The organism is Pectinatus frisingensis, assembly GCF_014076555.1.
Taxonomy (GTDB): Bacteria; Bacillota; Negativicutes; order Selenomonadales; family Selenomonadaceae; genus Pectinatus; species Pectinatus frisingensis.
This window is the reverse complement of record NZ_CP045424.1, coordinates 2,378,635-2,391,888: the sequence shown is the minus strand read 5'-3', so window position 1 is coordinate 2,391,888 and position 13,254 is coordinate 2,378,635. Positions and strand designations below refer to the sequence as shown.

Genomic DNA, 13,254 nt, shown 5'->3' with positions numbered 1-13,254 from the left:
AGGGGTCAATGTATGGATGAAAATAATGTTAAAATGAAACGTGGTTTAAAAAATCGCCATTTGCAGATGATTGCATTGGGCGGTTCGATTGGAACAGGCCTTTTCTATGGTTCAGCGCCGGCATTGCAGGCTGCAGGGCCATCACTATCATTGGCGTATATTGTTGGCGGCATAATTATCTTTTGTGTGATGAGGATGTTGGGTGAAATGGTAGTTGATGAACCGATAGCCGGTTCGTTCAGTTATTTTGCCAATAAATATTGCGGAGAGTTTTGGGGTTTTTTATCTGGTTGGAATTATTGGTTTTGCTATATTTTAGTCAGTATGTCAGAACTTGCGGCTGTCGGTATTTATGTCAACTTTTGGCTGCCGGATTTTCCTCAGTGGATTGCGGCATTGATTTGTATAGGTATTATTACTGTAGTCAATCTTGTAAATGTCCGTTCGTATGGTGAAGTAGAGTTTGGCATGACCATTATTAAAATAACAGCGATAATAGCAATGATGATTTTTGGCGGTATTATTATTGCAACGCAGCTTGGTCCATTTCCAGAAAATTTTAGTAATCTTTGGGCGCATGGAGGTTATATGCCGCATGGGTTATGGGGATTTTCTATCTCATTAGTCATTGTCATGTTTTCCTTTGGTGGTATAGAATTAGTCGGTATAACGGCCGGTGAAGCGGAAAATCCGTCAGTTACCATTCCTAAGGCCATTAATAATGTAATATGGCGCATATTGCTGTTTTATATTGGGGCATGGTTTGTACTTATGGTCATCTACCCTTGGGATGAAGTCGGTTTATCCGGCAGCCCCTTTGTAGAAATTTTTTCTAAAATGGGAATTCCGGCAGCAGCTAATTTACTTAATGTGGTAGTTTTGACGGCAGCCGTTTCTGTATATAATAGTGCTATGTACAGCACATCCCGTATGCTGTATAGTTTGGCTAAACAAAATAATGCACCAAAAGTATTTTCACATTTGACGCGCTCCGGTGTTCCGGCGCTGCCAACTTTATTATCCTCGTTAATAACGCTGCTGGCAGTCGTACTTACTTATTTATTTCCTAAGGAAGTATTTATGTATCTAATGTCAGTTGTAATCATTGCTATAGTTATAAGTTGGTTCACAATTGTTTTGGTGCATCTCAATTTTCGGCGCAAAAAAAATAAACAAGGAGAAAAAACCGCGTTTAAGACATATTTTTATCCGTATGACAATTATCTGTGCATTGTTTTTTTCATTTTTGTTATTATTATGATGACACAGATTCCTGACATGCGTTTAGCAGTTATTATTTTGCCAATATGGATAATACTGCTGACAATCGGTTATGTAATAAAAAAACGTTCAGGATTGTGAAATAAAGCCTTATGCTGACATTGCAACATGCCGGCATAAGGCTTTATTATTAAAATTTATATTCTTTTACAAAATTGACGAATAATTTTACTATGGGGATATCTTTATTAAAATCATTATAAAGCAGCCAGGTTTTTCTGACAAGCGAAGTGCCGGAGGAATCTGTAATACCCAAAGTATGAAGATTGTTAAATCCTTTTATTATATGTGCCGGTAATAATGCGTAGCCCAGGCCGTGCACTACCATTTGCTTACAGTTTTCTAAATTGGAAACGTGCATGCTTACCTGAGGTGGTTGTTTATAGTTATCCCGCCACCATTTATCCAATTGTGATTTAAGAAGATAATCACTATCGTATTCTATTTTGGGCAGTGCAGGAAGATCGGAAAGCTTGAATGGATTATAATAGGCAGCATAGATCGGTTCTTCATAAAGCAGGTATTTGTTTTTGCAGCCGCCATAATCGACACTGGCAAAACCTACCTGTATTTTTTGATTATAAATAAGTGTAAAAATGTTTTTACTCCAATTGGTAGTTACGCGGTACTTTACTTTTGGGTATTTATTTTTAAATTTTTCTAGTAATATTGGAAGAATATACATTGTCAGATAGTTAGATGCACCTATTTCCAAAGTCCCCGAATTTTCACTTAACAGTTCCTGGACTTCATTTTTGATATGGTGCATTTTTTCAATCATGATTACGGCTTGTTTTACAAGGTATTCTCCTTCAGCGGTAAATTGAATGCCTTTAGTGCTCCGATGAACGATACAGACACTGAATTCGCGTTCAATATGCTGCAATCGGGAGGTCAGAGCCGGCTGCGACATATAAAGAGCCTGAGCTGCTTTAGTTATATTTTTTTCGGTATACAGCTTTTTTATTATATGCCAATCACGGTCATCCATTGATATTCACTGCCTTTTAAAATAGAGTATTATATATTTAATTTTCGGCATTAAAAGTGAAATATCCTTTTTATGGTATCCTTAAATAATATTAATGGGTTGCTTGGAAATAAATGTCATAAAATAAAGATAAAGCGCATCTTGTGTTACATTCAGATAAAAGATGCGCTTATGGTATATACGGTCATTTTAAAAAATGATATTAAATCAATGGTTTATGGATTACATCGAGAATACTGCCATCCCGGTATTCTATTACGGCAACAATATCATTATCTGCAGTGCTGAGTCTTACGGAATCGGGTTCACCGACGAAGCTGTAGGCAATTTTCTGCAGTGCTTCTATGCTCATAATGGGCAATTTACTGTGTTGTAGTTTTTTGATGATATCTTTCCTTTTTGGATTGATGGCAATACCACGTTCTGTGATGATAACATCTACCAAATCCCCAGGAGTAACTATGTTTTGCACGTGATTTCTGATCATTGGCAGTCTGCCGCGCACAAGAGGCATTACTATTATCGTGAGAGCAGCTCCGGCTGCCGTATCACTGTGCCCGCCTGATGCTCCCATGCACATACCGTTGGAGTCGGTTATTACATTTACATTAAAGTCGAGATCAACTTCAGTAGCACTTAGAATGACTACATCGAGATTATTGACTATTGGTCCTGCATTCCATGGGTTGGCATAAAAAGAAGCTGATATCTCAAGATGATTAGGGTTTTCTGCCAATGATTTTACGGCAACAGTATCAAATGTTTGAGTGTCATAGCAAGCTTTGAATAAACCATCTTTTAACATTTGGGCAAAAATACCGGTTATACCGCCAATACCAAATCTACCGGTGATATTATTTGCGGTCATCTTTTCTCTAATAAATTTTGCTGCGGCCAGTGAAGCACCACCACTGCCAAGCTGCATTGAAAAATCTTGTTTTAAATAGCCTGTTTCATCCATTAATTGGGCTGCATATTTTGCAATGAGCAGTTGGGTAGGGCTCTTAGTCATACGTATAGCGCCTGAAGCTATACCGGCTGGATCACCTATAGCTTCAACAGGAACGATATAATCCACTTGTGTTTGTGGAATACTGCATGGATAGATGGGGTCGGTCGATAAATTATCTGTAATTAACACGACGTTATCGGCATAAGCACAGTCGATCATTGCATAGCCCATAGATCCAAAAGCTGATTTACCGATGCGACCGGTGGCATTACCCTGGTAATCACAGGCAGGAGCGGCCATAAAAGCTACATCGATATGCAACTCCCCGGCTTCTATCGCCCGAGCGCGTCCACCATGTGAACGTATTATTGTTGGCCTTTTTAGCGCTTGGGGATGCATTGTCAGATATTTGCCTAATTCCCCGCGCAAGCCGCTTGATTCTAATGCCGTTATTGTGCCATTTTTTATATAATCTATAAGAAAATCATGACATGGACTAAGCGAGCTGGATGCTATTGTTATATCCTTTATGCCCTTATCAGCAATGGTTTCCACTACCATTTTCATTACATAATCACCATTTCTCAGATGATGGTGAAAAGAAATAGTCTGTCCGTTTTTAAGACCGGTTTTATCAATTGCCTCACTGATAGAAGCTAATATTTTATTGGTATGAGGTTTACCTGCATGAATTTTTTTCCCAACACCTGTATTTTGTGGTATATATGAAAAAGGACCATTATATAATCTTACGTTATTGATTCCTGCAATATGTGCGGGGATTTCACGTCCTGCTGCATTTTTCATAATTCTTCCCTCTTCTTTTCAATATCAATACCAGCCGCTTCGGCTTGGTTTACAACACGTTTCGCCCTGACTACTATTGGTCCGTCGATCATTTTGCCATCTACGGCTAGTACACCTTTATGATTTTTGGTGGAATCTTCGAAAGCGGCGAGAACTTTAAGGGCATGGTGCAGTTGATTATCATTTGGAGTATAGATGCGATGGACTTCATTGATTTGTTTGGGGTGAATTACAGATTTACCGTCAAATCCCATATCGCGGCTGTTGGTTACTTCGCGATCAAAGCCTTCCATATCATTAATATCGGAAAATACAGTATCCATACATTGTATTCCTGCATCACGCGCGGCCATCAGTATTTCCGAGCGCGCATAGTAAAGTTCAATGCCGGTCTTGGTTCGTTGTGTCTTTAGATTGGCGATAAAATCTTCTGCACCGAGTGCAATTGCCATCATACGAGGATGTTTGCATATTTCCTGGACATTATAAAGTCCTTTAACACTTTCTATTGCACCGATGATGTTAATGGTACCTTTTGGCCAGTTATTTTCTTTTTCTACTCGTTCTATTTCGTTGCTTACAAGTTCGACTTCTGAAATATCTTCGACTTTAGGTAAGCGGATCATATTCGGTTTTGCTGGTAAAATGATTTTTAAATCATCCATACCGAAAGGTGTCTGGGTTGGGTGATTTATTCGCACGACTGTTTCTGAATGAAACTGCAGCGCCTTAAGGGCATTGGCAACAAGATAGCGTGCAGTATCTTTTTCTGTTATTGTTATGGCATCTTCGACGTCGAACATCAAGCTGTCTGCACCATAAATATCGGCAGAATTTATCATTTTAGGATTATTACCGGGAACGAACATCATGGTACGACGCAGTCTGGTTCTGGGATCAGTCATTTCGGTCATTATTGTATCCCCCTTTCAAGAGCGGCGATTACTCTTGCTTTTATTGTATAATCCCATGCGCCTTTATCTGACACAATAAATTTGACGTCGGTAAATCCTTCATTCTCTGCAGTTTCTTTGATTAAAGCATTTATGTGCCTGCCATATTGATTCTTTACAGGTGTCTGTAAATCTATGGTTAAGCCGCTGCCAGACTTCAGCGGAAAAACCTTAACCAGTAAATCATTTTTTTCTTCAAACCCGGCTTCAGCGGGGCTGGTTAATACTTTTGCCATTATCGTTCCTCCAATTATTTCCAAATGGGATATTCTTAATTTGTCATTTTTATTATAAATCACAATTATTTTTAAATAAAATAAAGAAATTTTATCATCAACCATTTATATTTTTTTATTTATACTTGTTCACACACAATAAAAAATAGTATTTGTATTATTTAATTAATTAATTAATTGTCAGTAATCATATTTTTAAATTTTACATATTTATATATTTTTAATATTATATAATTAGTTTTTTTTATTGGATGGAATCTTCATAAAATTAGGAATAGCTATTGGGGAGTGATATTGTGTCACAAGAAAAGAAGAAAAAATGTATTAGCTCTATTCTTACGGTAGGTGTGGTGGGAATATTGTTTTTGATACCACCACCGGTTGGTTTAAATTTGGCAGCGTGGCGTTTGTTCGCAATTTTTTTAGGTACGGTTGTTGGGTTTATTTTACAGCCTATTGAGTTAGGAACAATAGCCTTAATAGCATTGGTACTGTGTGCTTTGACAGGAGCAATGAAATTTTCACAGGTATTGTCGGCTTTTAGTGGGAATACGGTGTGGCTTATAGTATCGGCATTTTTATTGGCTCGAGCCTTTATTATCACTGGTCTTGGCCGTAGAATTGCATATATGGCAATGCGGGCATTTGGCGACAGCAGCCTCAAACTGGTTTATTCCCTGGCACTGAGTGATGTAATTATTGGACCGGCAATTCCATCTAATTCTGCGCGGGCCGGCGGGCTCATTTTTCCTATTGTTCAAAGTCTTGCTGATGCATTTGGTTCTAAGGCCGGTGAAAATCCACGCAAAATTGGTGCCTATTTAATGGCTTGTGTATTTCATCTTGATTTAGTCGTATCGGCGTTGTTTCTAACTGCCATGGTAGGAAATCCTATTGCTGTGGCATTGGCAAAAAAAGTTTTAGATGTAGATATTACATGGATAAGCTGGTTTGTAGCGGCATCAGTTCCAGGCATCGCTGCACTCATTATAATTCCATTTGTTTTGTATAAATTGTACCCACCTGAGATAAAAAAGACACCCGAAGCAAAAATTATCGCCAATAAGGCCTTGATAGAAATGGGTCCTATGGGAATGAAAGAAAAAATTCTTTTGTTTGTTTTTGTGATGCTGCTTATTTTATGGGCGACAACGACAATCACTCATTTGGATACAACTTTAATTGCTTTTGTCGGATTGTGTGTACTTTTAATCGGAAGAGTTCTGACATGGAAAGATGTTATAAGTGAAAAAAAGGCATGGGATACATTAATATGGGTCGGCGGTGTAATTGTCATGTCCGATTATTTAAATAAATTAGGATTTATTCCATGGTTTGCAAATATATTAGAAAATCAGATGGTTGGTGTAAGTGCTATGACAGCGGTGATATTATCATTTGTAATATACTTATACAGCCATTACTTTTTTGCTAGTATGTCGGCACATGTAACGGCCATGTATGCTGCATTGATAACATTAGGTGCAGCTGCTGGGGCACCGGCATTTGTTTCTGCTTTTGTTGTGGCTATCGCTGCAAATATTTGTGGTTGTTTAACCCATTTTGGGACAGGACCGGCTCCTGTATATTTTGGAGCAGGATATATTGACCAAAAAACATGGTGGATCATCGGCTTTGGTGTATCATTATTACATATAGTAATTTGGCTGGGGTTAGGCGGTGTTTGGTGGAAATTCCTAGGCTATTGGTAAATCCAGTGTATATGTATCGATATTATATGACAACATAAATAAGCGAAAAGTTACTTTGTTGCAGGCTGCAATCATGATGATAGTGTTTTCAAAATTTTAAAAAGGATTGTTATATGCACCTATTTTCGTTTAGAAATTATGTAATCTTTTATTTCTTTCGTCTAACCCTTAGAAAAGCATAGAAATGGTATGGTTGTAGTCGGCATTTTTATGAAATAAATGGTGTTTGTGCAGTTCCTTAGAGTATAGCTGACAATTTTAATCCCTTCCAAATATGTTGAATTATATTTGAAAGGGATTTTCATGTACGAATAAAAAAACGATAATATGCAACCCTCAAAAAAGGCTGTCGCACTTTTATATTACCAAATATGCAATATTACGTTCATGGAAAGATGAGGAGCATATAGCTATGGTCAATGGCATCTTTGTGAGATCAAGAATGTTCATGCAATAACGACTGTGGATGTCATTTTGCTATATGGTGTAAGAGCCAAGCCATATTTTCACCAATGACCCGCATGTTTTCCAGACCTTCTTTGTCATTTTCTACTTCACCGATTTCTCGTCCGTACACCATATTCCAATAGCTGCCCCCCACTAAAAACATCTGCATATAATGTAAGAAATGATTCATTGTATCGAAAGCATGTGTAGCTCCACCCCTGCGAACTGCCATTACTGCCGCACCGGCTTTGTATTTCAATAATCCACCATTAGCATTAGCTACCATTCCCGCGCGATCTATAAACGCTTTCATTTCAGCAGTAACATCAGAAAAATAAACCGGCGATCCCAATATTATACCATCTGCTTCAATCAATTTCTGCATGTATTCGTTGAACATATCATCCTGCATGATGCATCTATTGTTTCTCGTTTTGAAACAAGCACCACATCCCGTACAACCGTGCAGTGGTTTACCGGCAAACTGTATTAATTCTGTATTGATGCTATCTTTTTTTAGTTCATCAAATACCTTTTTAATGATTATTGCTGTATTTCCATCTTTTCTAGTACTGCCATTTATTCCGACTACTTTCATAAATTTCCCTCCTAAATAAATATTTGATATATCAAATTTTCAGCTGATAAGCTCATTATATTGGCAATACTTCCATATGTAAAGTAGTGTAAAAAACATCATATAGTTACCTCAAGTAAAGTATTGTACAACAGATAAAAAAAAGCTTACCACTTTTTTATAATTCTATACCGAAGCGTTTTAGTTCTATAAAAATCTTTTCTAATTTTTTCCCCTTATCAGTAAGTGAATACTCAACCTTGGGCGGAACTTCAGGATATACTTTTCTTTTAACAATATCATTTTTTTCTAATTCACGAAGCCGTAATGAAAGTGTTTTTGGGCTTATCCCTTTCATAGATTTTTGTAAATCTCTGAATCGCATTGTACCTTCCAACAGTAAATCCCGCACTATTAAAAAAGTCCACTTTGTTCCTATAATGTCCAGTGTTTTTGCTATCGGACACAACTCACCTGGTTGTCCTTTGGTTAATTTTATATCATTTGAAATCTCCATAAAATTACTCCTTGAATTTATTTAACTTAATTTATTTACCTGATAATCTGCTCAATCAGTTTTAAATATAGAATTTATTCCATAAAAATACTGGTTAATAAATAATTTTAAAATATTATCCGCTAATATTAAATTTATACTACTAGATAATTTATCATTTAATATTAATAAATACAATAAGCAATTATTCGATTTGAGATATTACTTTCGATTCAAACGGAAAAAATGAAATTATCACTACAAGTGATAAAAACACGTACTCCAGTAATTGAAAAACATCAATATAAGCTGATGTGCTGTCCTGCAGGCAAAGCACCTGATGTATTTTTCCAGAACAGCATATGATATCTCATTTGTATTTAATAAAAATAGTAAATGAATACCATTAATAACCGTGCCTTACGACAGAATATGTCGTTAGATGTCAAGATAAGATTGTTCTATTTGTTGGCTGTTATCCGAGTAACTTGTCATTAATGATATACCAAAACTTTCTTTCCAATTTTTTATAAGCGGATAATAGTTACTGCATCATTGCTTTGCTTAAGAGACTCAGACTGTGAATCAGTCTATTCTATAAATATGCCATATGATTTTTTCAGTCTTACAAACGCCCCATTAATTTACTGATATGAATGACGCAAATCTTGCTGTCTAATCCGCAATTTTCATCGTTCAATTATAAAAATAAACTGCAATGCTCATTTTTCATGCACAATTTAAAGAAGCAGACAATATATGAAAAAAGGGGCTGTGAAATAAAGTCCCAATAAAAACAAATGAGGATCACTGGCTGGAAATAGCCGGTGGTCCTCATTTTGTGGTAAAATTTTACGTACCAATGAAAAACATTACCCCTAATCATTCTAAAGTAAAACAGGCAGTTTTGCCACTATTTATTTCAGATTATCTGAATATCTGTGATCCCGTGCTGGTTTTTGACCGATTTATGGAGGGAATCGACTTGGAGAAGTACCTGAAAAATGTTCCGGAACACGTTACCGGACGCATCAGATACAACCCGACCAGTATGTTGAAAACAATCTTATTTGGATTTATGACAAATGGATATATCTCTCTGCGCGAACTGGAAGATTGCTGTAAAGTCAATCTTCGCTTTATGTACCTTATGGATCATGAGACACCTTCTTACCGAACTTTCGGATATTTCATCGAAAATATGCTCAATCCATCGGTTGAGGAATTGTTCAGCGATATCAATAAGAAAATCTTTGCCGAAGATCATGTGGATTTGAGCCATCTGTATATCGATGGTTCGAAATTTGAGGCAAATGCCAATAAATACAGCTGGGTATGGAAGAAAGCAACTGAAAAGTCCAGATACAGGCTTTTTGAAAAAATCACCGGGTTACTTGATGAAATCAACGATGATCTTGCCGGATTTAATATCAAAATTGATACGAATTCCGAATATGTTCCTGAATACCTGAATGAAGTAACAGATCGGTATGCCAAAATCTATGAAATAGATGAAACAAAATTTGTCCATGGAAAAGGCCATCGAAAAACACCCCGGCAGCGCTATTACGAACGGCTTCAGGAATATACAGCCAAACTCAAAGAATATGTTGAAAAAATAACTATTTGTGGTCCAGACCGGAACAGTTATTCCAAAACAGATCATTGTGCGACATTCATGCGGATCAAGACAGATTATATGGGCAACGACCAGCTCCTGCCAGCCTACAATGTTCAATTTGGTATTGCAGATGAATACATAGCTGTAGCTGATGTAAATCAATACCGTGCAGACATGGATTGTTTTGTTCCCTTACTGGAGAAATTTCATAATACCTACGGATTTTATCCAAAGTATCCCGTAGCTGACGCAGGCTATGGTTCATACAACAATTATATTTACTGTGAGCAGCACGGGATGGAAAAATACATGAAATTCACGATGTACAAGAAAGAAACCACAAATGCGAAGTATCGAGAGAATCAGTTTCGCCCAGTAAATTTCAAGATTGATGAAGAAGGTACTCTGCGTTGTCCCGCAGGACAGGCATTTCATCTGCAATACAGACAAAATGTAAAAGGAAATCGATACGGACGTCAGGAAGAAGTTTACCAGTGCGAAAATTGTACAGATTGTCCTTATGGTGCCGAATGTAAAAAGACGGACAAAAACAGGACGATTCGTCTTAACCAGGAACTAACCTCTATGCATCAAGAAGTTGTGAACAACTTAGAAAGCATTCAAGGAGCGCTTCTTCGTATGAATCGCTCGATTCAATCTGAAGGTACTTTTGGGATTATGAAAAATAACCGCTGGTACAAAAGAATTATTCGAAAAGGCCTGGAACAGGTACGTTTAGAGATTTTCCTGGTTTCCATTGGGCACAATCTTTATAAATACCACAATAAAAAACTACGCTTGAAGAAAGCCGCATAAACTGTAGAAAAGCAGTTTTTATGGGGAAAGGGGGACTATGCCATTTTTTCAGTAATTGCCTGCTTGTTGCCTCAAATTGTATAGAAAAAGAGGCTGTGGACAAAATGATTTCTCATTTTGTCACAGCCCCATATATATCATTTTAAAAGTGAATTTTGTGAATAATTTAAATAAAAGCGCCTGATAAAAATAAAATGGAAACTTTTTGTCTATGATCTGACCAGCAATTTAATAAAATATCTGATTTTTATATAACTATTAATAAATTTTAAATAAACTTATTGACAAAGCTGCCTGGAGTATCTACAATAGATATTCGCAAGGACTTATATCTTACTTACCCCTCAGCCTTTATGGTTAAGGGGTTTTTTCTACCCTTTAATAGGCAATAGTGAGATTTATATGATTCTTTTCTAATAGTTTTCTGATTTCATCGGGAATTTTGCTGTCGGTCACGACTTTGTCTACTTCTGAAAAACGAAATTGTAAGACTACACCTTGTTTTTGGAATTTGCTGGAATCTGTTAATATTATTACCTGACGGGCTGATTCCGTCATGTTTCGTACAGCTTCCATACGCATCATTTCTCCATTGGTAAAACCTACTTTGGGAATAAAGCCGTCTATGCCAATGAATAATTTATCTACGAAGAATTCACTGGCATACTTTTTCAACAATGGCCCCACCATCGATTGTGTTTCTCGCTGATATTCCCCACCAAGCAGGATAATTCGTATATTACCCCGATCTCTTATATAAGATGCGAGAAAAGCAGAATTGGTCACAATAGTGACGTCTTTTTTTGTTTTGGCAATTTGTTCAGCTAAAAGTGTACAGCTGGAACCAGATTCAACCATTATGGTTTCCCCATCAGCAACCATTTCAGCGGTTTTGGCAGCTATCTTCATTTTGCTTTCGTAATGAATTGCCATTTTATTATTGACGTCATCAGCTTTGTGACATAAAGCATAACCATGTTCTCTGGCTAATAATCCCCGCTCCGCTAGAAGTTCTAAATCCTTACGAATGGTAACTTGTGACACATCAAGTATTTCAGCCAGACGATTAACTTCGATTTTTTTGTATTCATTGACTAAATCTAGAATTTGAGCATGTCTGTCATTCATAAAACAACCTCCTTTTACAAGTATAACATATGCATCTTTCATATGCAAAATAATAATATTTTTGCTATTTTAAAATAAATGTATCTTAATTTTTGTAATTCTATATTAAAAAGTCGCTTAATTTTAAGCGACTTTTTAAGGGATATAAAACATGCATATAAAATAAAGGGGGAGTGGGATTAATAATGAACAAGGGGGTTGTTCAGTTTCAAACGTTATATAAATTAGTTATGAATGACTGTATTTAGATTATATAATATGTATATATAATTGTCAATAATAATATAATTTACCTTTTAAAATATATGAAAAATATTTTAAAAATAACAATAAGCTTATACTATACTAATAGGCATATATGGACTGGTCGTTAACAAAAGTAATTTATAAGTAACTGGTCACGATAATTATTATCTAGTGTATTGTTAAAATCACATATTCTTTAGTTTAAATAGAGTAATATATGTTACAATATAAAAGATATATTATATTGATGGGGATGTGAACGATATTTTAACAGGAACTGTTGTAAATACGGCAGCGGTCGTTGGCGGCGGACTTGTCGGATTGGTTATAAAAAAGGGATTACCATTGAAATTGCAGGAAATTTTGCTGCAGGCGTTGGGGGTTGCTACGTTATTTATTGGATTGACAGGGGTTTTAAGTAAACAATTGGTTATCAAAAGCGGACAATTACAATCTGATGGTATCATGTTAATGGTAGCATCATTGATTATTGGCACTGTTATTGGTGAGATTGTAGACATTGAGCATGACTTGGGATTGTTGGGGGATAAGGCAAAAAAAATATTGAAGATGGACGAAAATGATAAATTTAGCGAGGCGTTTGTGACAGCTACGGTTGTAATTTGTGTCGGTGCTATGGCAATAATAGGATCATTTGAAGATGGGATAAATGGAAATTCTACTATATTATTTACAAAATCTATATTAGATGGTGTACTTGTTATGATTTTTGCTTCAACTATGGGAAGTGGTGCAGTGTTTTCAGCTGGGCCATTATTTTTGTACCAGGGAGGATTATCATTGGCTGCAGCTTCAATCGCACCTTATCTTACTTCGCAAATGATGAATGGTATGTCTGCCGTTGGTTCAGTTCTAATTTTTGTCATTGGAGTGAATCTCATGCTTGGTAAGATAATTCATATAAGAGTTGGCAATATGTTGCCGGCAATTATAGTTCCATTGTTGTATTATGCTGTAAATTGACAGAAGA

11 protein-coding genes are annotated in these 13,254 nt (G+C 36.4%); 4 read left to right on the top strand and 7 right to left on the bottom strand.

Annotated features, from left to right (window positions below):
• Positions 1 to 12: 12 nt before the first annotated feature.
• On the top strand, positions 13 to 1,362 hold the full coding sequence (locus F8M42_RS11235) for an amino acid permease (RefSeq protein WP_182186746.1): 1,350 nt from the start codon (positions 13 to 15) through the stop codon (positions 1,360 to 1,362).
• A 49-nt stretch (positions 1,363 to 1,411) separates the two neighbouring features.
• On the opposite strand, the gene F8M42_RS11230 is transcribed toward F8M42_RS11235, so the two are convergent.
• From F8M42_RS11230 to F8M42_RS11215, 4 genes are all read right to left on the bottom strand, one after another.
• Entirely contained in the window at positions 1,412 to 2,272 is an 861-nt protein-coding gene (locus F8M42_RS11230; RefSeq protein WP_182186745.1) for a LysR family transcriptional regulator, read from the bottom strand.
• Between the two features lie 202 nt (positions 2,273 to 2,474).
• Positions 2,475 to 4,031 carry a citrate lyase subunit alpha gene (citF, locus tag F8M42_RS11225; RefSeq protein WP_182186744.1) on the bottom strand — a complete coding sequence of 519 codons (1,557 nt, stop codon included), beginning with the start codon at positions 4,029 to 4,031 and terminating at the stop codon, positions 2,475 to 2,477.
• Positions 4,028 to 4,945: an aldolase/citrate lyase family protein gene (locus F8M42_RS11220; protein ID WP_182186743.1), complete on the bottom strand. Its 918-nt coding sequence runs from the start codon at positions 4,943 to 4,945 to the stop codon at positions 4,028 to 4,030. Before F8M42_RS11220 ends, citF begins: the two co-directional genes overlap by 4 nt.
• A complete protein-coding gene (locus tag F8M42_RS11215; RefSeq protein WP_182186742.1) occupies positions 4,945 to 5,220 on the bottom strand; it encodes a citrate lyase ACP in 276 nt (91 codons plus the stop codon). Before F8M42_RS11215 ends, F8M42_RS11220 begins: the two co-directional genes overlap by 1 nt.
• Positions 5,221 to 5,516: 296 nt before the next feature.
• Between F8M42_RS11215 and F8M42_RS11210 the strand changes: the two genes are divergently transcribed.
• Entirely contained in the window at positions 5,517 to 6,932 is a 1,416-nt protein-coding gene (locus tag F8M42_RS11210; protein ID WP_182186741.1) for a DASS family sodium-coupled anion symporter, read from the top strand.
• A 469-nt stretch (positions 6,933 to 7,401) separates the two neighbouring features.
• Here F8M42_RS11210 and F8M42_RS11205 read toward each other — a convergent pair whose 3' ends face one another.
• Both F8M42_RS11205 and F8M42_RS11200 read right to left on the bottom strand, forming a co-directional pair.
• Positions 7,402 to 7,977: a flavodoxin family protein gene (locus tag F8M42_RS11205; protein WP_182186740.1), complete on the bottom strand. Its 576-nt coding sequence runs from the start codon at positions 7,975 to 7,977 to the stop codon at positions 7,402 to 7,404.
• A gap of 157 nt (positions 7,978 to 8,134) precedes the next feature.
• Positions 8,135 to 8,473, bottom strand: a complete 339-nt coding sequence (locus F8M42_RS11200) for a winged helix-turn-helix transcriptional regulator (RefSeq protein WP_182186739.1) — start codon at positions 8,471 to 8,473, stop codon at positions 8,135 to 8,137.
• 820 nt (positions 8,474 to 9,293) lie between these two features.
• Between F8M42_RS11200 and F8M42_RS11195 the strand changes: the two genes are divergently transcribed.
• Positions 9,294 to 10,889: an IS1182 family transposase gene (locus F8M42_RS11195; protein WP_196598539.1), complete on the top strand. Its 1,596-nt coding sequence runs from the start codon at positions 9,294 to 9,296 to the stop codon at positions 10,887 to 10,889.
• Between the two features lie 378 nt (positions 10,890 to 11,267).
• On the opposite strand, the gene F8M42_RS11190 is transcribed toward F8M42_RS11195, so the two are convergent.
• Complete coding sequence (locus F8M42_RS11190; protein WP_182186738.1) at positions 11,268 to 12,017, bottom strand: DeoR/GlpR family DNA-binding transcription regulator; 750 nt, start codon at positions 12,015 to 12,017, stop codon at positions 11,268 to 11,270.
• Positions 12,018 to 12,518: 501 nt separating this feature from the next.
• On the opposite strand from F8M42_RS11190, the gene F8M42_RS11185 reads away from it, so the two are divergent.
• On the top strand, positions 12,519 to 13,247 hold the full coding sequence (locus tag F8M42_RS11185; RefSeq protein WP_196591529.1) for a DUF554 domain-containing protein: 729 nt from the start codon (positions 12,519 to 12,521) through the stop codon (positions 13,245 to 13,247).
• Positions 13,248 to 13,254 lie beyond the last annotated feature (7 nt).

What these genes read in the sequence shown, in the direction of transcription:
- F8M42_RS11230 (WP_182186745.1), bottom strand. Translation starts at nt 2,272, where the DNA reads ATGGATGACCGTGATTGGCATATAATAAAAAAGCTGTATACCGAAAAA.
- F8M42_RS11190 (WP_182186738.1), bottom strand. Translation starts at nt 12,017, where the DNA reads ATGAATGACAGACATGCTCAAATTCTAGATTTAGTCAATGAATACAAA.
- citF (WP_182186744.1), bottom strand. Translation starts at nt 4,031, where the DNA reads ATGAAAAATGCAGCAGGACGTGAAATCCCCGCACATATTGCAGGAATC.
- F8M42_RS11220 (WP_182186743.1), bottom strand. Translation starts at nt 4,945, where the DNA reads ATGACCGAAATGACTGATCCCAGAACCAGACTGCGTCGTACCATGATG.
- F8M42_RS11205 (WP_182186740.1), bottom strand. Translation starts at nt 7,977, where the DNA reads ATGAAAGTAGTCGGAATAAATGGCAGTACTAGAAAAGATGGAAATACA.
- F8M42_RS11215 (WP_182186742.1), bottom strand. Translation starts at nt 5,220, where the DNA reads ATGGCAAAAGTATTAACCAGCCCCGCTGAAGCCGGGTTTGAAGAAAAA.
- F8M42_RS11235 (WP_182186746.1), top strand. Translation starts at nt 13, where the DNA reads ATGGATGAAAATAATGTTAAAATGAAACGTGGTTTAAAAAATCGCCAT.
- F8M42_RS11200 (WP_182186739.1), bottom strand. Translation starts at nt 8,473, where the DNA reads ATGGAGATTTCAAATGATATAAAATTAACCAAAGGACAACCAGGTGAG.